The organism is Streptomyces europaeiscabiei (assembly GCF_036346855.1).
Lineage (GTDB): Bacteria > Actinomycetota > Actinomycetes > Streptomycetales > Streptomycetaceae > Streptomyces > Streptomyces europaeiscabiei.
In genome coordinates this window covers 51710-76689 of sequence record NZ_CP107842.1, presented here as the reverse complement: position 1 = coordinate 76689, position 24980 = coordinate 51710, and the positions used below count along the sequence as shown (strand labels likewise).

Genomic DNA, 24980 nt, shown 5'->3' with positions numbered 1-24980 from the left:
ACGGCGAAGGGGGCCGCCCGGTAGGGCGGCCCCCTTTCGTGCTGGGTGTTGGAATCAGTCGGTAGAAGGCGGGTTGAACTCTCCGTTTGCGGCCCCGTCCAGGAAGCACGCCCAGACGTGCCGAGATACGACGTGCGGGAGCTTGGTCAGGTCTTCGTTATCGCGCAGTGCCACGCGGCCATCCGGTAGGAAGGCGACTTCGAGGCATCCGCCGGTACCCGAGGACGCAGAGGCCTTGAACCAGTCCAGATCCGTTAGGTACTCGTCGCCGGTCATGATCAGCTCTCCTCTGCGACGCGTTGCAGCAGCGCCGTTGAATCGTCGGGATCGAGGGCTTCGGCTTTGAGGAGGTCGAACGACGCGCCGAAGTGCCTGACGTCGCTCTTCTTCTCCATGTAGAGGTTCCCGGCCGGACTGTCGATGTAGATGACAGGGTCACTGTCCTGGAAATCGAGGATCGAGAACGCGCCGCCGAGGCCGGCGTGCACTCCTTTGGCCACCGGCATGATCTGAAGTGTCACGTTCGGGAGGGCGGCCACCTCGACCAGGTGGAGGATCTGGGCTCGCATGACGTCCGAACCGCCGACGGGGCGGCGGATGACCTGTTCGTCGAGGATGGCCCACAGTTCGAGGGGGTCCCGGTCCTCCCGGGTGAGCAGTTCCTGCCGCTTGGTCCGGGCCGCCACGAGGGCCGCGACGTCGTGCAGCCGGTTGCCCGGGTGACCGGACAGGACAGCCCGCGCGTAGTCCGCGGTTTGCAGCAGGCCATGGATCAGCACCGGCTCCCACGCGTGTTCCGCCTGAGCTTCGGTCTCCAGCCCGAAATAGACCTCCAGCCCGCTCGGCAGTACCTCGCGGTACGCGTCCCACCAACCAGGCTGGAGGGCGTACGAGAGCATGCCGAGGAGCATTTGCCGTTGGCGTTCCTCGGTGACCTGGAAGAGGTCGCACAGCTTTTCCAGCTCTTCGGGCCGGAGCGTTGCCCGCCCGTTCCCGGTCTCCAGGCGGCTCACGCGCCCTTCGGAACAACCGAGATGGGCAGCCACGTCCTCCAGCCGAAGGCCACGGGCCATCCGCAGACGCCTCAGTTCCGCGCCGAGCTGCCGTTTTTGCACGCTGGGCGCCGTAACGCGAGCCACTCGCTGCTGCCCCCTGCCCCTTCGCTTGCCGCGCGGTTGCGCAGCTTCCTGCCCCCAGTCTGCCGCACGACCCCTCCGAGCTGCACACATCCCAGGTCTCCTCACTCCACGAGTCCGATCACGTGTGCGCAAGTGCTGCGCAAGTTGCGCGGCACTTGCGCAGCAAGTGCGCAAGAAGGCACTCTAGAGCCCGCTGGACACATCAGGTAGCGGCCTGATCGCGCTGTGTCGATCACTGACCGCCCGATGATCGGAGCACCTTATGCCGCTGTATGCGCAGTCGACTGGTGACGAGATGCCCCTGCTCAGGGCGTATCCGGCGGCGAGAGACGTGCGCGTTGGAGTGCTTGATCTGTTACTTCTGACGCCCCGGCAGCGGCTCCAGCTCGATGGCATGGTCTGCGCCCGTTGCTCCCGCAGGGACGACCTGCGCCCCGGCGGACACGCCTACACCCGTCGCGGCCCGGAGGACTCTGGCCGCCTGGCGTGGTCGGTGCGGGTGTGCCCGGACCACCGGAACACGGGGGGTACCCAGTGAGCCCCGCCGAGGACTGGACGCCGGGCCAGGAGCCCGGACCGATGTTGCGCCTGGCTTGGATGAAGGGCCGCACGGAGACGGTCACCGTCACGGGCGTGGATGTCCTGAGGGTGACGACGAGTGTCGGCGTAAAGGCTCTCGCGATCTTGATGCAGCGGGGCATACCGCTCGGCCCGGTGCTGCACACAGACCCCCGCAAGGCCGTCGAGATCCTCGTACCGGCCGGGACGGCAAAGACCTGGCCCCACCTGCCGCTCACCAGGTGCATCGCCGGGGCGGCAGTCCGGCCGCCCGCGCCCGATGTCACCACCCTGAAGGGCCGCCGTACGGACGGCCGTTGCTGGTTCGTGCCGCCGGGCGGCGAGGAGACGACCACCGACCCCGCCGCACTGGCCGAGGCGATCAGCGATGTGCAAGCCGAGTTCGGTTGGGCCGGACACGACCGGGACGACAACCCGGAGACCATGGCCGGCCGCCTGGAAGAGGGACCAGTGGACGAGTGCGACGACGTGGCTGCGGCGGTGGTCCAGGACCGGAGCGACACCCGGCCCGTTTTCACGACCGAGCCGGGAGCGGAGGCGTCGACGGCGCCGCTGGTGCCGTATCTCGGGGTGACGTGGACGCTCGACGGCCGGGACCCGCGCACGCCCGCCGAGGCCCGCCACCAGGTTGCCGAGGGATGCCGTCTGTGGCGGGTCCCGATGGTGGTGGCCGACGACCTCACGCTGATCGTGTCCGAACTCGCGACCAACGCGGTGATGCACACGGCGAGTTCCGAGATCGAGGTGAGCCTCTACCTCACCGGCGAGCAGGTCTCCGTGGCCGTGACCGACCAGAGCGCCTACCGGACGCTGACGGCCCGCCAGGCCCGAGCGGACGCCGAAGGCGGCCGGGGGCTCGTGCTGGTCGAGGCCCTGGCGACCCGGTGGGAGACCCTCCCCACGGCCTGCGGCACCGCCGTCCGGGCCCACCTCGACCTTCCCTCAGAGCACCGCCAGCCCCCCCACACCCACGAGGACGCTTCCGATGCAGGTCACTGACGACACGCTTGCGCTCTCCCCCGTGCATGCGGCGGGACCAGCCCACACGCAGGGCGAATACCTGCGCTGGACCTGGCCTGTAGGCCCAGAGCTCGAAGAGCTGGTGCGTGGCACCGTCACGGAGGCGTTCACGCACTGGGGGCTCAGACCGGCTGTCGTCGACCTCCTCGGTGATCTCGCGTGGGAGTTCGCCGGGAGCTTCCGGCGCAGTGCCTACGTGAAGGTGGCCGTCGGCTGGGCCGATCACCAGGCGATGGTCAGCGCGAGAACCGCCGAGGGCCTTACGAGCGCCGAGCCTCCGATGAGCCTCCAGCCCCGTCCCTCGACCTGGGGCGTACGCGGACACGTGGGCGACACCGACGCCTACGCCGTCATCCGGCTCGCCCGGCGCATCCCCCGGATCGAGGACTGACACCAAGCTTCCCGCCCCTGCCTGGGCGGGCAGGCGGGACCCGCCGGGCGAGAGCCCCGAGGGCCCCGCAGTACCACCGGTACGGGCAACCGGCCCGTACCGCCGCAAGCAACGAAGGAGAAGCCCATGGAAGCCAAGTCATCACGAGCCGCTGTCTCGATGGTGGAGGCGTCCGAGGACATCAACGTCGAACCCGTGGTCGTCGCGATCGACGTCGACGACGAGGAGTAGTCCTCACCGGCTGTTCTGACCTGGGCGTCCCTCCCCGGCTGACGGTGGCCGGGGAGGGACGCCCTCCCTTTGGAGGAGGTTTCAGCAGTGATCCATGTATTCGTCGGGCCGACCCTGCCACGGTCCGAGCCGTTACTGACCGCGCCGGAGGTACGGCCCCGCCCGCCGGTGCGGCACGGCGACCTGTTCCCCGAATCGGTCCCCGACGGCGACACCGTGGTGATCATCGACGGTGTGTATCACCAGGCCCCCGCGTTGCGGCACAAGGAGATCCTGGCCGCGATGGGCCGGGGGGTGCAGGTGATCGGTGCGGCGAGTATCGGCGCCCTGCGGGCCGCCGAGCTCGCGCTGCACGGGATGCTCGGTGTCGGCAACATCTACACCGCCTACGTGCGCGGCGAGATCGAAGGAGACGACGAGGTCGCGGTGGGGCAGGCCCCGGACTGGGGGGCGGACGGGCTGACCTGGCCGGTGGTCAACCTCTGGCACGTTCTGAAGATGGCGGACGCGGCCGGGGTCCTGGGCATCGAGCGGGGCGCCGAGTTGTTGGAGGCCCTGCGCGAGGTCTACTACCCGCAGCGCACCGCGGCGGCCGTGAGGGCCGTGTGCCGGCGCCACGGTGAGAGGGAGTTCGCCCGGTGGCTGGACGAGCAGCGCGCTGACGACCGGCATTTCGGCGACCTCAAGCGCACCGACGCCCTGGCCGCCGTGCGCACGGCCCTGCGCGGTCCGGCGCCCAGGACCAACGCCGGGCCGCCGATGTGGCGGACGCCGCACTTCCTCCGCTGGTCAAACGCCTTTGCCCGCAGCCGCGTTGACGGACTGGACCTGTCCACCGAGGACCGCCTGATCTATCAGCAGGTGTACGCCCCGACGTTCGGCACGACGTGGACGGCCTACCTCGAACACCGCTCGATGCATCCCGAGCGCGGGCCGGGCCTGCCGCTCGGAACGCGGCTGGGGTACGTCACCGGCGGGGGCCTGGCCGCCCATCAGGTGTTCCACCCGGCGCTCGACCTGCGCGACGAGGAGACCGTGGCCCTGTTGCTGGCCGAGGAGACCCCCGAGGACCGCCAGGCCGTCGCTCGGTATGCCGAGGCCCTCGACCGGGCCCGCCGCAGCGTGGCCGGTTTCTCGACCGCAGCGGTGTGCAGCGGGCTCACCGGCCGGACGCTGCGGCAGGTCTGGGGGTGCCCGGCTGAGGAGTTCGACGCCGAGGCGTCCGCCCGCGGACTCGTCTGCGGGGCTCGCGCTGTCGAGGCGGCGAAGCGGCTGATGCCCGGATTCATGGATGAGCAGAGGGAGGCGGCCCGTGACGGGCGATGACGACATGGTGGCCCTGCCCGGCACCCTGCGGGCCCGGCGGCCCGAGGAGACATGGCGGGCCCTGGCCCCGTACCTGCCAGGGTTCGGGATCACCCGTGTGGCCCGGCTGACCGGACTGGATTGCATCGGACTACCGGTGTGGACGGCGATCCGGCCCGACTCCCTGACCCTGAGTACCTCCCAGGGCAAGGGCCTTACCGACGACCTGGCGAAACTGTCGGCGGTCATGGAGGCCGTCGAGCTGTGGCACGTGGAGCAGCCACTGCCGGTCGTCGCGGCCGGCCCGGTCGCCGAGGTCGCCCCGGACTGCCCCGTCGCCGCGCTGCCGCTGACCGTGCCTCATAGCGCGGATGCCCTGGCCCGGATCGTGTGGGAGTGGACCCCCGGCACCCGCGTGCTCAGCGGGACGACCGCACTGGTGCCGGTCGATCTGGTCCGCCGCCGAGCCCAGCGGCCGGACTGGACCCCTGATCTCCTGCGGGCGACCAGCACCGGCCTGGCCTGCGGCAACACCCGCGACGAGGCCCTGTTGCACGCCCTGTACGAGGTAGTCGAGCGCGACGTGTTGCACCGGGACGGGCAAGCCAGCGGACGGAATCGGAGGCTGATCGCCCCCCACACCATCGGGGACACCGACGGCCGAGAGGTGATCGACCGGCTCACGGACGCCGGGATGGACGTGGAACTTGCGCTTGTCGACGGCCCGTACGGGCTGCCGGTGTGCGTGGCCTACCTGTGGTCGGAGGACCATCCGCACGTGTTCGCCGGCGGCGGGTGCCACACCAGCCCCGGCATCGCGGCCACCCGGGCACTGACCGAGGCCGCACAATCCCGCGTGACCGCCATCGCCGGCACCCGCGACGACCTGCCCAGCGACAGCCCCGACTTCAACATCCCGCCGCACCGGCCAGCGACACCTCAGGCACGTGTGCCGTGGCCGCAGGCGACAGCCCACCTCACCCCGCCCGGCGGCGGGTTCGCCGACCACATCAAGAACGTGGCCGAGCGGATCGAAACCGTCACCGGACACGAGCCGGTGGCCCTGGACCTGTCCGCGCCGGGCCTGCCCGTCCACGCCGTGCAGGCCGTCTGCCCCGGTACCCGCTCACGGATCAGGAGGGCGATGCCCCGATGACACACCCCACCAACCTCCCGTCCCCCCTGCCACCCACCGCGGATCCGGCGGCCCAGTTCGACGCGTTCCACGCCGCGCGGGCCCGCACCGATCTCGTCGCCCGCCTGTACGCGGCGGCGATGGGCGATGACTACCCGCACGAGGTCGCCGCCTCCAGTTCGTGTGACTGGCCGCTGTTGGGGCTGATGACCGCCCGGCTGAAGATGCGGCCCGGCCAGATGCTCGTGGACGCAGGCTGTGGCACCGGCGGCATCGGGCTGTGGCTGGCCCGCGCCCTGGCCCTCCGGCTGGAAGGCATCGACATCTCGCCCGTCGCCCTCACCCGTGCGACCAAGCGCCGCAGCCGGTTCGTGCCCGCCGACCGTGCCGCCTTCCGTGTCGCCTCCCTGGACGCCACCGGCCTGCCCGACGGCTGTGCCCACGGCGTGGTCTGCGTCGACACCCTCTCCTTCACCCAGGACCGGGGCGAGGCCGTGCGCGAGCTGGGCCGCATCCTCGCGCCCGGCGGCCGGCTGACCCTCACCCGGTCGGCGAGGCAGGGCGCCACACCCGTGTGGGAGGACCAAGCCCACGCCGCCGGTCTCACCGTGGAGCACATCGACGAGCGCCCCGGCGAGCCCGCGATGTGGGAGAGGCTCTATCAGCTGTGGCTCGCGCACGCCGACGACCTACAGCGCGAACTCGGCGACGTCCAGGCCCGGAACATGCTCTACGAGGCGCACCGGACGATGCCCGCCCTCCACGGCCGACGGGCCGTTCTGCTGACCCTGCGACGCCCCCCAACACGGCATGTCGAGGCCGGGGCGGCCGATAGGATTTCCGAGCCCGGCCGCCCCGGTGACGGCCCCGCGACCAGCGAGAGGACCCCGCAGTGAGCCAGAACAGCCGTACGGCGGTGTTCTCGGCAGGGTCCTGGGGTACCGCCATGGCCAAGGTCATGGCGGACGCCGGCGGACACGTCACCGTGCACGCCCGCCGCCCCGAGGTCGCCGACGCGATCAACACCGCTCACCGCAACCCCGCCTACTTCCCCGAGATCGAGCTGCCCGCCTTCCTCACGGCCACGACGGAGCCGGCCGCCGCCCTGGACGGCGCGGACTACCTCGTACTCTCCATCCCGGCCCAGGCCCTGCGCACGAACCTGACCGCGTGGGCGCCGCACATCGGCCCGGACACCGTGATCGTGTCGCTGATGAAGGGGATCGAGACCGCAAGCGGGAAGCGGGCCAGCCAGATCATCGCCGAGGTGACCGGCATCCCGGCGGACCGGATCGCGGTGCTGTCGGGGCCGAACCTGGCGGGCGAGATCATGGAGAGCCAGCCGGCCGCCGCCACCGTCGCCTGCCCCAACGAAGCCGTCGCCGAGCGCGTCCAGGCGGCATGCCTCACCCCGTACTTCCGGCCCTACACCAGCACCGACATGGTCGGCTGCGAGATGGGCGGCGCGGTGAAGAACGTCATCGCGCTCGCCGTGGGCATCGCCGCAGGCATGGGTCTGGGCCACAACGCGACGGCCTTGCTCATCACCCGGGGACTCGCGGAGACCACCCGCCTGGCCGTGGCGATGGGCGCCAACCCCGCCACACTCGCGGGCCTGGCCGGACTCGGCGACCTCGTCGCCACCTGTTCCTCCCCGCGCTCACGCAACCGCACCTTCGGCACCCATCTCGGACACGGCCTGAGCGTCGACGAGGCCACCGCCGCGACCCGGCAGACCACCGAGGGCGTCAAGTCCGCTGAAGCGGTCCTCGAACTCGCCCGCGCCCACGGCGTCGACATGCCGATCACGGACGTCATCTCCGCGCTCCTGCACGAGAAGGTCACGCTCGACCAGGCCGCCGCCGCACTGATGCAGCGGCCCCCCAAGCCCGAGCACTGACCCCCCGGCGCCCCACCGCAGGGGCGCCCCCACCACGTCACCCTCCCCATCCCGGAGGCCCTTTCATGCACGCGACTTCTGTGCTGTCCGCTGTCCAACTTGCCGCCACCGCCGTCCTCGTGGGGTGGATGTTCACCGGGTTCACGAGCCTGCCCGGCAAGTGGCTGCGCTGGAAAATGTTCTGCCGCGCCAGGTTCACGATCATCACCCTCGACGGCACCAAGGACGGCCGTACCGAGCCGGTGAACCCCTACCGGTACCTCTCCCCGGGCAGCTTCCTCCTCAGCCCCGAACGGCTCCAGGCGATCATCACCCACCTGACCGGCGCCGGCCGGTACGACCGGATCGACGGACGCGGCCGCGTCCTGTCCGTACAGGGCGAGCAGCCGATCGAGGTGAGCGACAGTGTGGTTCGTTGACGCTCTCGCGTCCGGGTTCCAGCACCCCACCGACCCCGGACGGTTGCACCTGTTCCGCATCGTCTACGGCACCGTCTGTGCTCTGCGGTTCGCCCTCTCCTTCGGCCAGGGCGGATGGGACCGGTTCACCCCCGGCTCACTCAGCACCCACGCCGCCGAACAGCGCTTCGGCCCCGCACGGGCCCGACTCCTGACCGGCGCCTACCGCCCCGTACTGATCGCCCGCACGGCGGCCGCCGTCGCCCTGGCGGCCGGTTTGGCGCCGCGGGCGGCGCTCGTGATGGTCCTGGCCGGCACCGCGATGGAGCTTCTCTACCTCAAGAGCCCCAACGCCGTTCGCTACACCTTGTTGACCGGGGCCTGTCTGTTGGTCGCCGGCGACCTCGGTCACGGTCTGGACATCGAGCACGGCTCCAGCGCGGCCAACACCTGGTCCCTGTGTCTCCTCGTGCTGATCACGACGGATGTCTACTGGAACAGCGCCTGGCACAAACTCCGCTCACAGCAGTTCCGCACCGGCCTCTACCTGGCCCAATGGGTCCACACCTACACCCAGGTCAAAGACCAGTTGCCCTACCGGGGCCAGCACGCCATCCCCGGAGTCGTCCGCCGCCACATGGGCAACCTCACCGACCGCGATGTCCGACTCTGGCGCTTGGCGGCCGCCACCGTCATCACCGCGGAAATCGCCCTGCCCCCCGCACTGCTCATCCCGCAGACGATGCCGTACGCCATCGCCGCCGGCATCGCGATGCACGCCGCCTTCACCTGTCTGAAGCCCCGCCAGCTCATCACCTTCTCCGGCCTCACAGTCGGCTCTTACGTGGCGTTCGCCGCCTGACCCCCTCCTCGCCGGACACGCCGTGCCCCGCCAGGCCCCTCACGGGAAGCCCGGCGGGGCACGGCCACGTCCCAGGCCCTTGCCAGAGACTGGAAGCCGCGCCCCGCTCGTAGGGTGCGGGCATGACCGGAACCGCCCGACTCACCGCCAGACAGTCAGCACAGCTGATCACCGCGCTACGGCACGGCCGGCCGCTGGACGAGGCGGCCGCAGACCTGCGGCTCGACCTGGCGGCCGTGTGGGCGACGGCCCGCACGGACACCCGGCTCGTGATCGCCCTCGCGGGCCGCGACCCGGACGCGATCGCCGAGCAGGGGCGGACCGCCCGCGCCGAGTATCTGCGACTCCTCGCCCTGGGGGTCGCCCCGAGCCTGGCAGAGCAGATCATGGGCGGCGGTCACGTGGGCGGGTGGCGGGGACGCGACCCGGCATACGCCCACGCCTGCACGGCAGTACGGGAGGCGTCCGCCCTGTACCACCGCACCCGTCAGACCCGGCTCACCCCCGAGCGGGTGGCCCGGTTCCTCGACGAGCTGCGCACGCCCGCCGCCACGGTGAAGGGCGCCGCGGCGGCCGCCGGGATCACCCCCGTCGCGATCTACCAACGCCGCCGCCGTGACCCGGAGTTCGCCCAGGCGATGGACGACGCACGGCAGTCCGGCCCGGCGTGACCGGCCGGTTCTGCCACTCAGATGCAAGGGCCGCAGAACCAAAGCCGATGGCCCCCACGGAAGTCCGTAGGGGCCATCGTTGACCTACTCAGTGGGTCAGCGGCGCGCTTCGAACCAGATGAGCAGCAGGCTTACCGCCCCGCTGCCGAGGCTGTACGACGCTCCGCGGATCATCTGCCTGTGTACGGTCCGGCCATGCCGGACGCGCCATTCCCGCAGGTAGCGGGCCAGTCGGCTCGACCACCTGTCTCCATGACCGCTGTCCTTGTTACTGTTCATCAGGCGCCTCTCTTACGTGAGATTCGTGATTCGGGTGTCCGCGCAGGGAGCCCTTCCGACCAATGGCCTAGGAACCGAGTCGGGTGTGTGCTCCCTGTGCGTTGTCTGGAGTCTAGGACTCGACCAAGACTTTCCGAGGAGTCTCCTACGTACCCCAGTTGGGTTGCGGGGCCGAGTTCTCGGCAGGAACTCGGGACCACGAGGGACCACGAGGGACCACGAGGGACTCAGCGTGAGGATCCGGATGGCTGCCCTCTTCTTAACGTGTGACGACAATCACCCATGCGTGTGCCCTCTGGGACCATCAAGGAGGCATTCCTGGGCGAGACGTGACTCACCGTAGGACAGCAGGAAAGCCAGGGCGCGAGTTTGTCGCGCATCTCGGCCATTGGCGGGTTTCTGCACGTCATCAGGCGTCCGCGCATGGCCACAGGTGAGTATCCGCGAACTACAGCTAAGTGGAGCTAGCTTGAGCTAGGCAGGGCCGACGTGCTGATTCGCTGGTTGTCCGATTCTCGATCTCAAGGCGCAGAGGTCGAGGAGGGCCGGGAGTCCTGCCACCCTGGCCCGGTTGACGGCTGCACCGAGCTGCGGTGCGCCGGCATCAGTCCCTCGTGCGGCCACCAGTACGTGCGTGCCATGACGGCCGTCGATCCGTCGAGGTCGATGAGCACCTGATACGCGGTCCGGCCGTCCGGCCAGTCCTGCCGGGCCCGCACCGGCGACCACCGCCAGGAACCCCGCGACCACACCCAGAACGCCGGCCGGTCCCCCGGCGGCCACGACCACACCACCGGGTGCGGGCCGTCCTCTGGGCGCCACGGCCGCGCCTCACCCGGCTCCGACACGGTATCGCTCACGCGTTCTATTTTAGTCCGTCTCCGCAGGCCGCAGCCGGGTGACCGTCACGACCTGATGCCGGGTGCTGCCCGCCATCACTTCCGCCTGAGCGTGACCGGCCGCGACGTAACGGGTGCCGTCGCGGGTCGCTTCGAGATGCCGGGGCTCTTCGTCGACCAGGAGCGCGGCCGCATCCGCCGCCAGCGGCCCGGTGAGCCGTTGCGACAAGGCCCGGCGGCCGCCCGGCAGTTCGACCACCAGCGCGCGCGGACGTGACCGGGGGCCGGTGTAGCCGACCACCGGCGCATCCAGCGGTTCCGAATGTCTCACCTTGATCCAGATGCGGGCGGGCCGGTAGAGGCTCGACCCCGGCTTGCAGACCAGGCCCTCGATGTTGAGCGGCCGCAGGCTCTCGTACCAGTCGCGGGCCGTCTCCACGTCGTCGGTCGCGGGCACCGCCTGAATCGGAGGCCCAAGGTCGCCGAGCGCGGCCAGAAGCAAACCCCTACGGACGACGTACGGCCGTCCGCAAAGGTCACCGTGGACAGGGTGGCCTATGCAGTCCCACACCGGGTAACTCGCGGGCAGCTCGGCGGCGAGCGCATCCGCCCGCGTCGGCGTCGAGGCCGCCCGCGACTGCACCGCGCTCCAATCCAGCGCCCCGCCCCGCCAGATCACCAACTCGCCGTCCAGCACCGTGCCCGGCCGCAGCGCCATCCCAGCTAGTGCGACATCGGGCCACACCGCCGTGACGTCACGGCCCGACCGCGAGAACAGCCGGGCCCCGTCGGCGTCCCGGACCAGTACGGCCCGGTGGCCGTCGAAATTTCGGCTCGTACCACCAGCCCTTACCGGTCGGCAGCACCGTGGCGGATTTGGCCAGGGCAACCCGTACAGGAAGGTCCATGAACTCAGCTAAGCCGCACCGCGCCTGACACGCCCGTCGAGACCGCTCCCGCCCTAGCGAAATCTCGACCATCAGAGGGTCTCTATTTCGCCTGTTTCCGCAGGTCAACACGGCATGTGACCTGGATCACCGTTCAAGACACCCGTTTCGTTTGACACGTCAACCTGGCCCTACCAATCTTTGTCTCGGCGGTTTTGAGCACTGCTCCTAATGGTGAAGTGTGCTCAGACTTGCCCCCTTCCCCAACAGGTGCACGCGCGGCCCGACAGACGGGTCACGTGGTGGGCGGCACGGAAGTGCCCGGCATCCCTGGGAGGGCAAAGCCCCATGAACGGCGGCCTTGATCTGCGCACGCTGGTCCTATTGCTGGTGGGAGCGGGCACTACCTATGTGGCCTTCCTGTATCCCACTCTCGGCGTCGCCCTCTTGGTAGGTATCGCAGCCGTGGGACTCCTGCACCTCTTGCTCAAGCAGCAGTGAGCCTGATGCGGTCTCCAGGCGGAGCCAGATGTTCCGCATTTCGTGACGCATGCCCGCTCGGGTTTCGCGTGTGCACGCGAACAGCCGTCCCGAAAACGGTCGGTTTCGGGACGGTCGAGCCGGACGGGCGACACGCCGAGCCACCCCGTCCCGAAACCCGTCCCGAAACTCCAGCTGTTCCGGGCAATCGGGACAGGTTTTTGGGACGATGCGGGGGCGGCGCCGCCGTTGTGGTGCCGCTGAGATGATCGGCAACCCCGAGCCCGTTCCTCCGATACCCCCCGGCGCCGGACTCAACGACTGGAAAGGACGTCGATGGAGACCTCAGACCAAAGGGAGACCGCAGACCAACGCGCGGCAGGCACTAACACAGGCAGCCCGGTCGCGGTTGCTGCCTATACGGCCATCGCACTGTATGCCGCGACCTGGCTGACCGCGTTGTACGGGCCCCATGAGCAAAGCGAACGGGCATTCCGGATGATGGGCGTGATGAAGGACAAGCTGGACTTGATGAAGGACAAGCTGGACTGGATGAAGCGCCGCCCCGAGCCTGCGACTCCCGAACCTGTACCGCCAGCCCGGGGCCGTGCCCGGCAGGGAAGGCGTTGATGGGTAAGCACCATGCCGTTTCGGCGGAGCGATGAACCGCGAACAACTGGGCGAGGCCGAGCGCGCCACGCTGGTCGAGCGCCAGGAGTGCCCGCGCTGTAGCGTCCCGCCCGGCTCGCCGTGCCGTACCCGGACGGGCACTGTTGCCACGGCGTACCACTCGGTGCGGTACGACACAGTGCCCGTACTGCGGTCGGGCCCGCCGATCCGGGTGCCGAAGGACAGGCAACCGGGCAAGGCATGGCGGGTCATCCCGCAGCCCGACGTCCAGTCGGCGGCCGTCGAACGGCCCGGCGACCGCATCGGATACGGACGAGTTTCCGGACACGGCCAAGACCTCGAAACACAGGAACGCCTGTTGAGGGCGGCCCAGTGCATCGAGCCGCTCTATGTCGAGACGATCAGCACCCGCCAGCCGACGCGGCCCCAGTTCCAGGCGGCCCTGGCCGCTCTTCGGCCGAACGACATCCTGACGGTCACCATGCTGGACAGACTCGGGCGGGACACCCTCGAACTCATCACCAGTGCCCAGGACATCGAGCACCGCGGCAACAGGTTGGAGATCCTGCAAGGACCGCTTGCCGGGGTGTACGACCCACGTGGCCCCGGGAAACTCGTCTTCACCGTGTTCGCCGCGTTTGCCGAGGTCGAGCGCGAGTTCATCCGGGGCCGCAGTCTCGACGGCCTGGCCACGGCCGAGGCCAACGGCCGGTACGGCGGCCGCCCCCGCTCGGTCGACGCCGACGCTCTTGCCGTCGCCCTGGCCCGCCGAAAGCGGACCCCGCCTCAGTCCGTCACCGCCATCGCGCGGGATCTCGGCGTGGGCCGGTCGACCCTGTACCGCGTACTCGCCGAGCACGAGGAGCAGCCGTCATGACCGCAGACAGCCACAGGCCCCGTCCGGAACACAAGATGGCCGATCTGTTGCTCGTGCAAGGGGAGGATGTGCCGCACTTCCAGGAGTGAGGAGAAGTGGGCGTTCAGAGGAGGGGAGCCGTTGGTTGCCACGCCGTTGGCAGGATGAGCACATGCGGCAGGGGAGAGCCTGCTGCCGGAAGGAGGCCATGCGGAGCGGCCCCCCTCGACCTGCCGAAGTCGAGCGTGCCGCCGGAGAACTCCGACCCGTCGAAGCGGACGGTGCCGCCGGAGAACTCCGAATCGTCGAACTGGACCTCGCTGCCGGAGAACTCTGACGCGTCGAAGCGGACCTCGCTGCCGGCGAACTCCGAGAGGATGAAGTGGACTGAACCTCCGGAGAGCTCCGACCCGTCGAAGCGGACGGTGCCGCCGGAGAACTCCGACCCGTCGAAGTGGACCGTACCGCCGGAGAATGTCGACCCGGTGAAGCTGACCGTGGCGTCAGAGAACGTCGACCCGTCGAAGTGGACCGTGGCGCCAGAGAAATCCGAATAGTCGAAGCTGAACTTGCCGCCGGAGAACACCGACTCATTGAGGTGGACCGTGCCGCCCGAGAACGTCGACCACTTGCAGTCCACCGTGCCGCCCGAGAAATCCGACCTGTCGAAGCGGACCGTGCCCCCCGAGAACATCGATCCGTTGAGGTGGACTGTGCCGCCGGAGAACACCGACTCGGTGAAGTAGACCGTACCGGCCGAGAACGTCGACCCGGTGAAGTGGACCGAGCCGGCCGAGAACTCCGACCCGGTGAAGTGGACCGAGCCGCCGGAGAACGTCGACCCGCCGAAGTGGACCGAGCCGCTGGAGAACGTCGACCCGTCGAAGTGGACCGAGCCGCCCGAGAACACCGACTCGCCGAAGTAGACCGCGCCCGAGAACATCGAGCCGTAGAAGTGGACCGTGCCGCCGGAGAACATCGAGCCGTTGAAGTGGACCGTGCCGCCGGAGAACATCGAGCCGTTGAAGTGGACCGTGCCGCCCGAGAACATCGAGCCGTTGAAGTGGACCGTGCCGCCCGAGAACTCCGACCTGTCGAAGCGGACCGTGCCCCCCGAGAACGTCGATCCGGTGAAGTGGACCGTGCCGCCCGAGAACACCGACTCGCTGAAGTCTCCGCCGTCGAAGACGACGCTCGTGAAGTCGAAGTCATGACCTTGCCATGAGTGGTGATGGTCGCGGGGTAGGCGGAGGTGGTCACGGACGAGCCGGACGATGGTGTGCCGGACTTCCCGCAGAGCCAGGTACGAGTGACGGGCCTCCGCATTGTCTGTCGGCAGATCGGCTTCGGCGATGTAGGGGAGGCGCAGGTAGGCGCACAGGACGTCGATGCAGGTCTGTCGCAGTCCGCGGTTGGGTGCGTCGTCGGCGAGTCCGGCGAGTGCGTGCACGCCGCCCAGGCGTACGGCGGCGGATTCGTCGCCAAGTTGGGAGACTGCGGTGGTGAAGCGCTCGGTGTGCAGCCGGGTGGCGTCGCGAAGTGCGCCGTCCTCGTCGACCCGCTGACGGCGGTAGGCCACGACCAAGGCCACCAGGGCGCCCGCGCCGGCCACCACACCGAAAGCGAGCTTGACCAGATCGAACAGCGTCTTGGAGTCAATGCGGTGCTCGGGCTTCAACCCGCGCACACCGAGCAGCTCCCAGCCGGCGTAGAACACGGACCAAGCCGCGAGAAACGCGGTGCCGAAGGCCAGGACCAGGACGGTACCGACGGGCCACAGACGCAGGCCGCGCCGTTCAGCCGGGCGCCGGGGAAGACGTGCACTCATGACCGACAGGACAGACCGAGGTGCACGACCGGTTGCAGCCACCGACCACCGCCGACGCTGCTATCGGCGGGACCGCTGGACCGTGACGGAACAGCGAGCTGAGCCCCGGACTTCGGCCCGGGGCTTTCTTGCGCGGCCGAAAGCCGGTTAATCTGGCTTGTTTAAACGCGTTTCGGCTGGTCACAAGGTCGTGGTGACCAGCGACTCGGCAGCGTCGGAGGCCGCGATCCATCCGGGCACCGTGCGGCGGCTGACTCCGGAGAGCGCCGAGAGCCGTACAGGGCCAGTGTCGCGCGCGTTGACCATCAGCTGACGCAGGCCAGGGCCTCGCGGCCGGCGGACGCTACGCACATGCCGGGTGCCGCATCGACGCGCAACTTCTGCCATGCCGGTAAGCCGTGGTCTGGCTGTCGTTGGGGCGGGCCCGCTTGGGGCTTTCTTGCGTCGCCGACAGCCAAATAATCTAGCCTGTCTAAACGTGTTTGCGCTGATGAAAGCGTTGCACATCGGGATTCAGCGGATGGCACGAGCCAATGCGGCCCGGGCTAGGATGCCGGTCGTGACGATCTGTGCGCGGAGCCGAGCCCGTTCCTCCAGCGCACCGCTTCCGGGCGCGGTGCGAGCATGGCCACCAGGACGTCCAGGTCGGTCACAAGGCCGCCGTTGCGCCGCACTGGCGGTGATCCCCGCGACTTGGTAGACGCATGCGGACATGTCCGCAGAGAATTGCGGGCCCGGACAGATTCTCCAGCCTGACCAAGACCGGAGGGCAGAAAAAACCTCACCCAGGGCAGCTCATCTCAACGTGCACCAAGAGAGGTTGGAGACCGGATGGAAGCAATCCTTTTCGACGTCGACGGAGTCCTCATCGATTCGGGGGCAGCGCACGAACGCGTATGGAAGGCGTGGGCTGAACGGCGCGAGCTCGACCCTGATCATGTGTTCGCCGTGACCCAGGGGAAGCGACGAGTTGACACTCTCCGGGCTCTGGCTCCCCACCGTTCAGAGGACGAGGAGAACGAACTCCTCAACGCTCTCATGGCGAAGGAGGAGGCATCAATCCGCGCGTACTCGGGCGTGCGCGCGTTGCTGCGGGACCTGGCACCGGACCGATGGGCCGTGGTGACGTCCAGCAGGGGTGACGCGACCGTTCGCCGTTTCGAGGCAGAGGGGTTGCCCGTACCTGCGGTGCGGATCTGCGCGGAGAACGTGCCGGAGGGCAAACCCAGCCCCCTGGGTTACTTGGCTGCCGCCAAAGCGCTCGCGGTTGACCCGGCGGCCTGTGTGGTGGTGGAGGATTCCCCGGCCGGCGTCGAAGCCGGGTTGGCAGCGGGCTGCACGGTCTACGCCGTGGCCAGTACGCGCCCGGCCGAACAGCTTCGGGAAGCACACGTCACCTACGAAAGCTTCGACCAGATCGCTGACCGACTCAGGGAAGGTACGAACTCATGGCTGACGTCGCCTCGTACATAAAGCAGGACGCAGAGCTTTCAGCTGCTGAGGAGATCGCGGACACACTGCTCGGATGGGCTGCCACTCAACTGGACCGAGCGTCAGACAAGGGAACCAATACAGCGACCGCAGCCTACTGGCGGGCTCAGTGCGATGCGTACGAGCAGTTGACGCGCACAATACCCCGCATGACAGCCGATGAGGTGAGTGACCTCATCGCCGCGCTCTCCCCCGTAGTGAAAGGCATAGTGAAGAACGGATGAGTCTTGCAGGGTTGGATCCCAAGCGCTACAGCCTGCCCGGCAAGGAGCACGACCGGATCTACCGCGATGTGGTGCGACCTCGGGTGTTGAACATTCCAGCAGCTGAGCACCCCACAGCCGTCATCCTCTGCGGAACTCCGGGCATGGGGAAATCCAGCGTTGCGCGTCAAATTCTGGCCAACGAGCCAGCCGCAAAAATCAGCAGTGACAAGCTCTCGAAGTTTCACCCGCAGTGGCCCCACCTCCTGGCCGCCGACGACTCGACCGCTGGGTTCTACGCCCGACACGATGCGGTGAAGTGGGTCGACGCGGCCTTACACGATGCGACCACTGCCAGGCTGCCTATCCTGGTCGACACCGCGCTAGCCAGCCCGGACCGGGCTCGTGACTTGTCCCGTCTCTTCCGGGACGCGAACTATCCGGTCCACGTCGTAGCTGTGACGGGACCCGGCGCCTTCAGCCAGCTGGGTGTTCTCCACCGTCACTACACAGACCGCCAGGCCCAAGGAGGAGCCCGTTTCGTCGACTCCCCGGACTCTCTCTTTCCCGGCGTTGCGGCAAGTGTTAGAGCCGTAGAAACCGAGAGCCTTGCTGACAGCATCACGGTCTACCGACGAACTGGCGAGGTCCTATTCCGAAACGCGCTGGATGTCCGCGGACGCATGGAGCTGCCAGCGGGAGCCGAGGCCGCCGTTCGTGCCGAACGAACGAGGAAGTGGACGGAACCGGAGGCGCGCTGGTTCGCAGACACGGCAGAGCGTTTGGCCGGCGTACCTCGGGGCGAGCTAGGACCGGGCACTCGTGATCGATGGGGTTCCCTCGTCGCTGAAGCGGTCAGCTCTGCGCAACCTTTTATGCACCCCGCGCACAGCCACCGAACCGCGCAACTGTTGAGGCGACTACCTGATCCAGGGGTTGCAACCTCAGCACGAGTGGCGGCCCTCGGCTTCCCTGGCGCCGCCGCTGACGTCACGCGCTACCAGCAAGACGTCAACGACCGCGACGAGTCCGGACATCAAGGCCCGGTACGAGGCCCAGCACCGGATCCAAAAAGAACCGGACCGGAATTGTGAAGTAGGCCAAGTATGACAACCACCCGGCGAGAGCCAACGGGTCGGAACGACGATGCGTGCAGGGCTGACCAGCGTGCCGAACCGGCCACCCCTCCCCCGCCCGCCGGCAGCGCCGCAGCGGACTTGGCCAGGGCGACCCGTACGGGTAGCTGCATAGCCTCAGTCTGACTCTGGCCCGTTCCGGCCGCTCGGCGACGGCCAAGCGGCCGTCGCCGCCGAGCTGTCCGGTGTCGTGATCGGGTTCGGCGACGAAGACGAGGCGGGGGAAGGGGAGGGGGCGTCCGAGCCGTCACCGAGGCCGAACAGAAAACCCAGAATGCTCACGGTGGCGGCAGCAAGGGGGCACCTCCGCTTGCGCGGAGAGCAGTACGGACAGAGTACCCATTCCGGGGCCGCTCACAGGGTGAGAAGCGGTCAGTCGCTGCCCCGGTCTTTCGCGCCCTCGACGCCGGGACGGTCCTGCGAGACACCGGAGTTGAGATCCACGGTCGTGGTGACCAGTGACTCGGCAGCATGGGAGGCCGCGATCCACCCGGGCACCGTACGGCGGCTGACGCCGGAGAGCGCCGAGAGACGCACAGGGCCGACGTCACGCGCGTTGGCCATCAGCTGACGCAGACTCTGGTCGGCGGCGGCCAGCTCGGAGAGGAGCAGGTGACGCCTGGCCCCGCCCAGGGCGACTTTCTGTTCGGAGTCGAGCCCGGGGGCCGGATGCTCGGCGGCGAGGTTGGCCATGCGCCGGGCCGTGCCTGGCCAGTCGTACAGGGCGGCCGCCGTCCGGTCCTCCGCAGCGGCCAACCGGTGCCGCTGAGCGATGAGTTGGCCCGCCGCTTCCGGCCCGCCGAGGAACATCAGCTCGTCGGCCGTGTAGACGTCCTCGGGGGCGGGGAGCGGCTCGGCCGCAGCGCGGGCAGCGCGTTCGTCCGCAGGCACGACGCCGGCCCGGATCGTCTGCTTATCTCAGGTGCCGAGCGGGCGACAGGCATGTGAGCTATGTGCGCCTCAGTGCACTGTGCCTGACAGATATCTATGGGTCGTTCAGGCACGTACGATCTGTTCGCAACGTGGGTCCCGATCCCCGACGCTGCCCGTCATCGTCGAGCCCGAACCGTTCTCGTCCCCAGGGCGTCCATACGGGCACCTGACACCGCGGAGCCGTCACACCATGAGCACATCCGAACCGCCAGCCTGGCCGCACTGCGCAGACGGTGCATACCCTGCCGACCCTGTCGGCTGCCGTGGCATTCACGTCCCCGGCTACACCGAATGTCTCGCCCACCTGGCCGGCGCCGACCGTGACGCTTATCTGGCCGGCCTGACTCCCGGCGCTGGCATCGACCACCGGGGCACCACCTTCACTGAATCCCTCTTCATCGCCTTACTCAACGCCCTTCGTGACTCCGCAACCGGTCACCCCCGCTTAGGCGACGCCGGGTTCGGGTCGGCGACCTTCAAGGGCACCGCCGGGTTCGAGTTGGCGACCTTCGAGGGCGACGCCGGGTTCAAATCGGCGACCTTCGAGGGCACCGCCGTGTTCAGGTCGGCGACCTTCAAGGGCACCGCCGGGTTCGAGTTGGCGACCTTCAAGGACGACGCCGGGTTCGGGTCGGCGACCTTCGAGGGCACCGCCGTGTTCAGGTCGGCGACCTTCAAGGGCACCGCCGTGTTCGGGGCGACCTTCAAGGGCACCGCCGGGTTCGAGTTGGCGACCTTCAAGGACGACGCCGGATTCGGGGATGCGACCTTCAAGGGCGACGCCTGGTTCGACTTGGCGACCTTCGAGGGCGCCGCCTTGTTCGGGCCGGCGACCTTCGAGGGCACCGCCGGGTTCGGGTCGGTGACCTTCAAGGGCGATGCCTGGTTCGGGTCGGCGACCTTCGAGGGCGATGCCTGGTTCAAGTTGGCGACCTTCAAGGGCGATGCCTGGTTCGAGTCGGCGACCTTCAAGGGCGATGCCTGGTTCAGGTCGGCGACCTTCGTGGAGGCCGACCAGTTCGGGCCTTTGGTGTGTGCTGGGCAGCTTGTACTGTCCGGTGCGATGTTCGGCAGCCCGGTGACCCTCTCATTCGCTGTGCGCCGTCTAGAGTGCCATCGCACCCGCTGGTCATCGACAGCGGAGATCCGCCTGCGCTATGCCACGGTGGACTTCGCTCATGCCGTGTTTGAGTACCCCCTCACGATCGCCGCCGAGCTGGATCCGTTCGTGCTCAGGAACGGTGGCCTACCGCTCGCCGAAGATCTCTTTCCGAGCGCGTACGACCCCGGGGTGCGGGTGGCGTCGCTGTGTGGGGTGGATGCGGCCCATCTGGTCTTGGCCGACCTCGATCTGTGGGAATGTCTGTTCACCGGCACGGTCCACCTGGACCAACTCCGTCTGGAGGGGGCCTGCACTTTCAACACCGCACCGACCGCGGTGCACTGGCGGCGCTGGCCGCCCGTGCGGTTCACCGAGCGCCGCGTCCTGGCCGAGGAACACCACTGGCGCGCCGGCCAGCCGGGGGCAGCGCAGGGCTGGGTCCTCGGCACCGGGCGGGCTGGGCCGCTGCAACTGGCTCCGGTATACCGGGCGCTGCGCAAGGCCTTCGAGGACGGCAAGCACGAGCCAGGGGCGGCGGACTTCTACTACGGCGAGATGGAGATGCGCCGCCACGCCGACGACATCCCCCGCAGTGAACGGGGGCTACTGACCGGCTACTGGGCGCTGTCCGGCTACGGCCTGCGCGCCTCCCGGGCCCTGGCCTGGCTCGGCGTCGCCATGCTCCTCACCATCGTCCTGCTCATGGCCTTCGGCCTCGCCCAGGACACCCCGAAGCAGACCGCGACCGGCACCGTCCCGGCCGGCGGGGGCAAGGTCACCTTTGAGATCGACAAGGACGATCCCCAGAACCCCACCGGCAACCGGTTCACCGGCAAGCGCTTCGAGAAGGCCCTGAACGTCACGCTGAACTCGGTGGTGTTCCGCGCCTCCGGCCAGGACCTGACCACCGCCGGCACCTACATCGAGATGACCTCACGCTTCACCGAACCCGTCCTGTTGGGCCTGGCCGTCCTCGCCATCCGCAACCGCGTCAAACGCTGACAGCCCTGCCCCAGTCAAGCGTGGCCCTGTGCAACGTTCGACCGAACTGTTTACGTGCCTTACTTGCCTGCACCGTCGATCATGCCTCTGAGCTGCACAGAAGGTCTTCGACCCCTAGATAACGATGAGACCGGGTCAGGTCCCACCACGTCAGGTGAGGGTCGAGCCGGTTCTGTTCCTCGGGAGGGAGGGGGAGGCCAGCCAGAGCGGCGGCCGCGCATGTGTCGCACCGGACCAGCAGCTCGGGGAGGTTGACGCCGTCGACGAGCGAGGGCGGCTGGACGAGCTGACACAGCATCGGGATCGCCCAGGTGACTGCCGCTGCCCACCGCGCACGCGAAGCCGGAGATCAGCTCGTACGCCCTACGCGAGCGATAGCCGAACGTTCTTCGATCCCGGACGGATCCCGCCGCCCCAGGCCTGCACTGCTGCGTGCCCTCAGTGTGTGGCCGTGGATGGGCGCGGCCCTTGGTGGTACTGCCTACAGGCGGGTGAGGACCTCGGCGGCGGCACACTAGCAGCGTGAACGCCGTGCTGACCGGCGCATGCGCGCGGCCAAGATCTTCAGACCCCCTTGGGGCTTCTCGGTACGGACGGTCTGGTGGTGGAGGTCGTCGTCGAGGTCGGCCTCTCCGGGGCGGTCCGCAGTGTGCGCGAGCATGTGTGAGCTGCCCTCGGGTGACGTCTGACGAAAGGGCCGCACCGCGACCCGCCACCATCTCCACCGCCAACGGACCCGCACTCAAGATCAATGCCTCCCCCACCTTCCGCAGGGTGGCCGGGGTGTGGGGCAGAGCCCCGCGTCTTCCCTGACCTGGCCTGTTCTCCACTTCCTTGATCACCACGGGTGGTGATGTGCTGACTCACTGTCAGTGGCCCCTGTCACTATGGGCGGTTGCGTGGGAAGTGCGTTTCGAGGGGGAGGTCTGGATGGTCTGGGTACGGCCGTACACGCGGCGGGACGGCACGGAGGTTCGCGGTCATTCCCGGTGGGCGCCGGGGGCGCGACGAGAACTGATGATCTTCGGGGTGGTCGTGTTAGCCGTGGTCGGGTTCGGCAACGGGAACGTCTCGGCAGACGGCACGTCGGCTCCTCAGCCGCAGTCGACGGTGAAGTACCCGATCCGGTTCGACGACGTCCCAGCGGTGAAGGCACCGGAGCCGCGTCCCACGGTGTCGTACCCGATCCGGTGGGAGCGGTGACCCGGCGTCGGCCGCCGGCTCGGCGGCGCACACGGCGGCCCAGCAAGAGGCAGCAGCAGAGGGACGCTCAGCTGATTGTCTTCGTGGTCGTGGCGGTGGCCGTCGTCAGTCTCGTGGTGATGGTCGTGAACTGGCTACTGGCCCACTGGTGGGTCCTCGCGGGGGTCCTCGTGCTCGCGGTGCTGGCGGGGGCCGGCTGGCTCTACAACCGGCAGCAGCGGGCCCAGTGGGAGGCCGTACGAGCGCAGAGCCTGCGCTATGAGCTGTCGCAGCTCGACGCGCTGCACCACTCCCGGTTCGAGGATGCGGTACGGGACCTGATGCAGCGGGACGGCTGCCGGGACGCTCAGCGGGTCGGTGGCCGCGGGGACTTGGGCGCGGACGTGAAAGCCACGGATCCGTTCGGGCGGCGCTGGGTCATCCAGTGCAAGCACCGCCGCAACGGGGCCCGGGGCTCGGCGGTGGGCACGCCTGATCTGCAGGTGCTCAACGGAACGGCCCGACAGGTGCACGGGGCGGACATCGCGGTCATCGTCACGAACGGCCGTGTGACTGGTCCGGCCGTGGACTTCGCCAAACAGCAGCGGCTGCACGTCGTCGACCGCCAGACGCTGGCCGTGTGGGCATCGGGATCCCGTCCGCTGTGGGAGCTGCTGCGGGCGGTGCCGCCCCCTCGTCGTCCAACCCCGTTGAGCTGAAAGCAGGGGGTCGTCTGGTCTGCGGTTGGGGCTGTGGCCTGAGTCTGAGGGGAACCCGGCAATTTTGCCGGGTTCCCCTTTCCCATGCGGATCCCGGCAAAATTGCCGGGATCCGCTCAGTGCTGGGAGTCGTCCTCCACGATCTCCGCGTCCACGACCTCGTCGGCAGGGACGGTGACTTTCGCGAGGATGCGGCCGACCCTGCGGAGCCGCTTCTGCAGGTACTCGGCATCGACGGCCTGTCGTCGCATGGCCGCGCCCTCGTCCAGAAGGGCCCGGTTCAGTTGCTCCAACGCTCCCTCGGCGGCGTCGGCGGCCGCAATGAGAGGGTCGGTGGTCGCCTTGAGCGGTGGAGTGGCGGTCCGCTCCGTCGCCTCGGCGGGTTTTGCCTGGCCGGGGATGGCTGGCTGGGGCGCGTGGTGCTCCTGCCAGTGCAGAGTGACAGCCTGGCGGCGATGCTGTGGGTCCTTCTCGGTGGCGGCCGTCTCCAGCGCCTTGGCGACACGGGCCGTGATCTGGTGGGCGGCCAGCCGGACCTCCCCGGAGTCGAACGCTTTCCTGAGCATCACGTAGTCGTGGGCGGCCTGCTCGTCCGAGGTGCTGTCGGCGTAGGCGAGCATGGCGCGTACGTGGGACGCTGGCGCGGGCCTGCCCAGGGCGTCCTGGACGGCCTTGGCAAGTCGCCATTCCTCTTGGAGTCGGCGGGCCTCACGCTCGGTCATACCGTCGTGCTCGGCGGTCAGGTACTGCGGCCAGGTACGGGATCCGTCGCCGCGGTACAGGCGGCGGCGTCGCACGATCTCCAGCGCGCGGCCCAGCAGCCACTGGGCTGAGCGGGCGTTGTCGATCGCGCGGTGGCACTCGGCCAGATCTTCCTGCTCCTGGGCGCTGAGCGGCCCGTGAGCCTCCTCGGGCGTGATGTCCCGCTCCGGGAGAGTGGCACTCCAGTGCGCGAGCGTGAATGGCTGATCGCGCAGCCGGACGAGTTCGGCGGGCCCGGAGGTGGCCAGGGCGGTCGTCGTGGAGACGGTCGGCGTGCTCGCTGCGGACGGAGCCGTGGTGCGGGTGGCGGTCGTAGCGGCCGCTCCTGCCCGCAGGTTCTTACGCTTCGTCACGCTTGATCAGCCCCCTCGTCTCCATCTCCGTGACCAGTTCGCCGAAAGGCCCGTACGAGGCGCGTTCCACGCTGAACGCAGTGGCCTGCTTGAACTCGTCGCGGGTCGGGATCATCACGGTGAAGACGTTCCATCCGGCGTCACGCAGCATGCTGCGGATCTCCTGGGCGGAGCGGACACCGGTCCGCACGCGGTTGAGCAGGACCCACAGCGGCGGAGCCTGGCGGTCGGGCCGCACAAAGGCGGAGCGGGCGACGATCTCGGCCACGGCCGTGGAGGTCCGCGGTTCGGTGACGCGCTGCCAGTCGGCCATGGAGGGCTCCATGTGCACGATGGCCAGGTCTGCGATCTTCAGCACGCTGTCCGCGATGTGCGGGTGGTTCTCGGTGTGACCGACGTCGACGAGGTCGATGCCGCCCTTCAGTGGCGTCACGTCGGTCGCGAAGGTGGCGGTGGCGTTCTTGTCGACGGGGAAGGGGAAGCCGCTGGCTGCTTCCGACCACTGGGTGAGGTGCTGGGACTCGTCTGCGTCCCACGCGCGGACGGTATAGCCGACCTCGTGCAGGGCGTGGGCCATCATGCCTGTGTCCGTGGTCTTGCCCATAGAGCGTGGGCTGATGTTGGCGATGAGCACGGCGGGCTTCCTTCTCCCTGGGGTGGGGCTGGT

Annotated in this window: 27 protein-coding genes; 18 read left to right on the top strand and 9 right to left on the bottom strand. The window is 68.9% G+C overall.

Features of this window, described 5'->3' with window-relative positions:
* Positions 1 to 54: 54 nt before the first annotated feature.
* Both OG858_RS47245 and OG858_RS47240 read right to left on the bottom strand, forming a co-directional pair.
* On the bottom strand, positions 55 to 276 hold the full coding sequence (locus tag OG858_RS47245; protein ID WP_330346618.1) for a DUF397 domain-containing protein: 222 nt from the start codon (positions 274 to 276) through the stop codon (positions 55 to 57).
* A 2-nt stretch (positions 277 to 278) separates the two neighbouring features.
* Positions 279 to 1073, bottom strand: a complete 795-nt coding sequence (locus OG858_RS47240; RefSeq protein WP_408059511.1) for a helix-turn-helix domain-containing protein — start codon at positions 1071 to 1073, stop codon at positions 279 to 281.
* Between the two features lie 645 nt (positions 1074 to 1718).
* Here OG858_RS47240 and OG858_RS47235 point away from each other — a divergent pair.
* From OG858_RS47235 to OG858_RS47195, 9 genes are all read left to right on the top strand, one after another.
* Positions 1719 to 2717 carry an ATP-binding protein gene (locus OG858_RS47235; RefSeq protein ID WP_330346616.1) on the top strand — a complete coding sequence of 333 codons (999 nt, stop codon included), beginning with the start codon at positions 1719 to 1721 and terminating at the stop codon, positions 2715 to 2717.
* Positions 2704 to 3129, top strand: coding sequence for a hypothetical protein (locus OG858_RS47230; protein ID WP_330346615.1), 426 nt, complete (start codon positions 2704 to 2706; stop codon positions 3127 to 3129). Before OG858_RS47235 ends, OG858_RS47230 begins: the two co-directional genes overlap by 14 nt.
* A 318-nt stretch (positions 3130 to 3447) precedes the next feature.
* Entirely contained in the window at positions 3448 to 4686 is a 1239-nt protein-coding gene (locus OG858_RS47225; RefSeq protein ID WP_330346614.1) for a TfuA-like protein, read from the top strand.
* Positions 4673 to 5821 carry a YcaO-like family protein gene (locus OG858_RS47220; RefSeq protein WP_330346613.1) on the top strand — a complete coding sequence of 383 codons (1149 nt, stop codon included), beginning with the start codon at positions 4673 to 4675 and terminating at the stop codon, positions 5819 to 5821. Before OG858_RS47225 ends, OG858_RS47220 begins: the two co-directional genes overlap by 14 nt.
* Entirely contained in the window at positions 5818 to 6696 is an 879-nt protein-coding gene (locus OG858_RS47215) for a class I SAM-dependent methyltransferase (protein ID WP_330346612.1), read from the top strand. Before OG858_RS47220 ends, OG858_RS47215 begins: the two co-directional genes overlap by 4 nt.
* Positions 6693 to 7700, top strand: a complete 1008-nt coding sequence (locus tag OG858_RS47210; protein ID WP_330346611.1) for an NAD(P)H-dependent glycerol-3-phosphate dehydrogenase — start codon at positions 6693 to 6695, stop codon at positions 7698 to 7700. The genes OG858_RS47215 and OG858_RS47210 overlap by 4 nt, the downstream gene beginning before the upstream one ends.
* Positions 7701 to 7765: 65 nt before the next feature.
* Positions 7766 to 8119 (top strand): hypothetical protein, encoded by a 354-nt coding sequence (locus tag OG858_RS47205; protein ID WP_330346610.1) that lies wholly within the window; start codon positions 7766 to 7768, stop codon positions 8117 to 8119.
* A complete protein-coding gene (locus OG858_RS47200; protein ID WP_330346609.1) occupies positions 8106 to 8960 on the top strand; it encodes a hypothetical protein in 855 nt (284 codons plus the stop codon). The genes OG858_RS47205 and OG858_RS47200 overlap by 14 nt, the downstream gene beginning before the upstream one ends.
* A gap of 122 nt (positions 8961 to 9082) precedes the next feature.
* The gene (locus OG858_RS47195; RefSeq protein ID WP_330346608.1) at positions 9083 to 9631 is read left to right on the top strand and encodes a hypothetical protein; all 549 of its coding nucleotides are present in this window, start codon (positions 9083 to 9085) and stop codon (positions 9629 to 9631) included.
* 96 nt (positions 9632 to 9727) lie between these two features.
* Here OG858_RS47195 and OG858_RS47190 read toward each other — a convergent pair whose 3' ends face one another.
* The 3 genes from OG858_RS47190 to OG858_RS47180 all read right to left on the bottom strand — a co-directional run bounded on the left by OG858_RS47190 (position 9728) and on the right by OG858_RS47180 (position 11638).
* Positions 9728 to 9910, bottom strand: coding sequence for a hypothetical protein (locus OG858_RS47190; RefSeq protein ID WP_330346607.1), 183 nt, complete (start codon positions 9908 to 9910; stop codon positions 9728 to 9730).
* Positions 9911 to 10431: 521 nt separating this feature from the next.
* Positions 10432 to 10770, bottom strand: coding sequence for a hypothetical protein (locus OG858_RS47185; protein WP_330346606.1), 339 nt, complete (start codon positions 10768 to 10770; stop codon positions 10432 to 10434).
* A gap of 10 nt (positions 10771 to 10780) precedes the next feature.
* Entirely contained in the window at positions 10781 to 11638 is an 858-nt protein-coding gene (locus OG858_RS47180; protein WP_456243143.1) for an ATP-dependent DNA ligase, read from the bottom strand.
* Positions 11639 to 11984: 346 nt separating this feature from the next.
* On the opposite strand from OG858_RS47180, the gene OG858_RS47175 reads away from it, so the two are divergent.
* The 3 genes from OG858_RS47175 to OG858_RS47165 all read left to right on the top strand — a co-directional run bounded on the left by OG858_RS47175 (position 11985) and on the right by OG858_RS47165 (position 13623).
* On the top strand, positions 11985 to 12137 hold the full coding sequence (locus tag OG858_RS47175; RefSeq protein ID WP_330346605.1) for a hypothetical protein: 153 nt from the start codon (positions 11985 to 11987) through the stop codon (positions 12135 to 12137).
* A 315-nt stretch (positions 12138 to 12452) separates the two neighbouring features.
* The gene (locus OG858_RS47170; RefSeq protein ID WP_330346604.1) at positions 12453 to 12746 is read left to right on the top strand and encodes a hypothetical protein; all 294 of its coding nucleotides are present in this window, start codon (positions 12453 to 12455) and stop codon (positions 12744 to 12746) included.
* A gap of 31 nt (positions 12747 to 12777) precedes the next feature.
* Positions 12778 to 13623: a recombinase family protein gene (locus tag OG858_RS47165; RefSeq protein WP_330346603.1), complete on the top strand. Its 846-nt coding sequence runs from the start codon at positions 12778 to 12780 to the stop codon at positions 13621 to 13623.
* A 103-nt stretch (positions 13624 to 13726) separates the two neighbouring features.
* Here OG858_RS47165 and OG858_RS47160 read toward each other — a convergent pair whose 3' ends face one another.
* Positions 13727 to 15430 (bottom strand): pentapeptide repeat-containing protein, encoded by a 1704-nt coding sequence (locus OG858_RS47160; RefSeq protein ID WP_330346602.1) that lies wholly within the window; start codon positions 15428 to 15430, stop codon positions 13727 to 13729.
* Positions 15431 to 16261: 831 nt separating this feature from the next.
* Between OG858_RS47160 and OG858_RS47155 the strand changes: the two genes are divergently transcribed.
* From OG858_RS47155 to OG858_RS48475, 3 genes are read left to right on the top strand one after another with little or no spacing between them, the layout of a single operon-like run.
* Positions 16262 to 16903, top strand: a complete 642-nt coding sequence (locus tag OG858_RS47155; RefSeq protein WP_256960934.1) for an HAD-IA family hydrolase — start codon at positions 16262 to 16264, stop codon at positions 16901 to 16903.
* The gene (locus OG858_RS47150) at positions 16879 to 17145 is read left to right on the top strand and encodes a hypothetical protein (RefSeq protein ID WP_330346601.1); all 267 of its coding nucleotides are present in this window, start codon (positions 16879 to 16881) and stop codon (positions 17143 to 17145) included. Before OG858_RS47155 ends, OG858_RS47150 begins: the two co-directional genes overlap by 25 nt.
* A complete protein-coding gene (locus tag OG858_RS48475) occupies positions 17142 to 18218 on the top strand; it encodes a zeta toxin family protein (RefSeq protein ID WP_408059509.1) in 1077 nt (358 codons plus the stop codon). The genes OG858_RS47150 and OG858_RS48475 overlap by 4 nt, the downstream gene beginning before the upstream one ends.
* 414 nt (positions 18219 to 18632) lie before the next feature.
* Here OG858_RS48475 and OG858_RS47145 read toward each other — a convergent pair whose 3' ends face one another.
* Positions 18633 to 19151: a hypothetical protein gene (locus tag OG858_RS47145; RefSeq protein ID WP_330346600.1), complete on the bottom strand. Its 519-nt coding sequence runs from the start codon at positions 19149 to 19151 to the stop codon at positions 18633 to 18635.
* A 232-nt stretch (positions 19152 to 19383) separates the two neighbouring features.
* On the opposite strand from OG858_RS47145, the gene OG858_RS47140 reads away from it, so the two are divergent.
* The 3 genes from OG858_RS47140 to OG858_RS47130 all read left to right on the top strand — a co-directional run bounded on the left by OG858_RS47140 (position 19384) and on the right by OG858_RS47130 (position 23198).
* Positions 19384 to 21297: a pentapeptide repeat-containing protein gene (locus OG858_RS47140; RefSeq protein ID WP_330346599.1), complete on the top strand. Its 1914-nt coding sequence runs from the start codon at positions 19384 to 19386 to the stop codon at positions 21295 to 21297.
* Positions 21298 to 22227: 930 nt separating this feature from the next.
* On the top strand, positions 22228 to 22500 hold the full coding sequence (locus OG858_RS47135; protein WP_330346598.1) for a hypothetical protein: 273 nt from the start codon (positions 22228 to 22230) through the stop codon (positions 22498 to 22500).
* Positions 22497 to 23198, top strand: a complete 702-nt coding sequence (locus OG858_RS47130) for a restriction endonuclease (RefSeq protein ID WP_330346597.1) — start codon at positions 22497 to 22499, stop codon at positions 23196 to 23198. The genes OG858_RS47135 and OG858_RS47130 overlap by 4 nt, the downstream gene beginning before the upstream one ends.
* A gap of 116 nt (positions 23199 to 23314) precedes the next feature.
* On the opposite strand, the gene OG858_RS47125 is transcribed toward OG858_RS47130, so the two are convergent.
* Together OG858_RS47125 and OG858_RS47120 are read right to left on the bottom strand one after the other, a co-directional pair.
* Positions 23315 to 24313 carry a hypothetical protein gene (locus OG858_RS47125; protein WP_330346703.1) on the bottom strand — a complete coding sequence of 333 codons (999 nt, stop codon included), beginning with the start codon at positions 24311 to 24313 and terminating at the stop codon, positions 23315 to 23317.
* The gene (locus tag OG858_RS47120; RefSeq protein ID WP_330346702.1) at positions 24300 to 24947 is read right to left on the bottom strand and encodes a plasmid partition protein; all 648 of its coding nucleotides are present in this window, start codon (positions 24945 to 24947) and stop codon (positions 24300 to 24302) included. Before OG858_RS47120 ends, OG858_RS47125 begins: the two co-directional genes overlap by 14 nt.
* Positions 24948 to 24980: the final 33 nt, after the last annotated feature.

Excerpts from the sequence above, each read along its gene's own strand:
- OG858_RS47165 (WP_330346603.1), top strand. The coding sequence starts at position 12,778 with ATGAACCGCGAACAACTGGGCGAGGCCGAGCGCGCCACGCTGGTCGAG.
- OG858_RS47160 (WP_330346602.1), bottom strand. The coding sequence starts at position 15,430 with ATGAGTGCACGTCTTCCCCGGCGCCCGGCTGAACGGCGCGGCCTGCGT.
- OG858_RS47175 (WP_330346605.1), top strand. The coding sequence starts at position 11,985 with ATGAACGGCGGCCTTGATCTGCGCACGCTGGTCCTATTGCTGGTGGGA.
- OG858_RS47150 (WP_330346601.1), top strand. The coding sequence starts at position 16,879 with ATGGCTGACGTCGCCTCGTACATAAAGCAGGACGCAGAGCTTTCAGCT.
- OG858_RS47240 (WP_408059511.1), bottom strand. The coding sequence starts at position 1,073 with ATGGCCCGTGGCCTTCGGCTGGAGGACGTGGCTGCCCATCTCGGTTGT.
- OG858_RS47140 (WP_330346599.1), top strand. The coding sequence starts at position 19,384 with ATGAGCACATCCGAACCGCCAGCCTGGCCGCACTGCGCAGACGGTGCA.
- OG858_RS47195 (WP_330346608.1), top strand. The coding sequence starts at position 9,083 with ATGACCGGAACCGCCCGACTCACCGCCAGACAGTCAGCACAGCTGATC.
- OG858_RS47135 (WP_330346598.1), top strand. The coding sequence starts at position 22,228 with ATGGTCTGGGTACGGCCGTACACGCGGCGGGACGGCACGGAGGTTCGC.
- OG858_RS47230 (WP_330346615.1), top strand. The coding sequence starts at position 2,704 with ATGCAGGTCACTGACGACACGCTTGCGCTCTCCCCCGTGCATGCGGCG.
- OG858_RS47155 (WP_256960934.1), top strand. The coding sequence starts at position 16,262 with ATGGAAGCAATCCTTTTCGACGTCGACGGAGTCCTCATCGATTCGGGG.
- OG858_RS47205 (WP_330346610.1), top strand. The coding sequence starts at position 7,766 with ATGCACGCGACTTCTGTGCTGTCCGCTGTCCAACTTGCCGCCACCGCC.
- OG858_RS47235 (WP_330346616.1), top strand. The coding sequence starts at position 1,719 with ATGTTGCGCCTGGCTTGGATGAAGGGCCGCACGGAGACGGTCACCGTC.
- OG858_RS48475 (WP_408059509.1), top strand. The coding sequence starts at position 17,142 with ATGAGTCTTGCAGGGTTGGATCCCAAGCGCTACAGCCTGCCCGGCAAG.
- OG858_RS47215 (WP_330346612.1), top strand. The coding sequence starts at position 5,818 with ATGACACACCCCACCAACCTCCCGTCCCCCCTGCCACCCACCGCGGAT.
- OG858_RS47170 (WP_330346604.1), top strand. The coding sequence starts at position 12,453 with ATGGAGACCTCAGACCAAAGGGAGACCGCAGACCAACGCGCGGCAGGC.
- OG858_RS47190 (WP_330346607.1), bottom strand. The coding sequence starts at position 9,910 with ATGAACAGTAACAAGGACAGCGGTCATGGAGACAGGTGGTCGAGCCGA.
- OG858_RS47245 (WP_330346618.1), bottom strand. The coding sequence starts at position 276 with ATGACCGGCGACGAGTACCTAACGGATCTGGACTGGTTCAAGGCCTCT.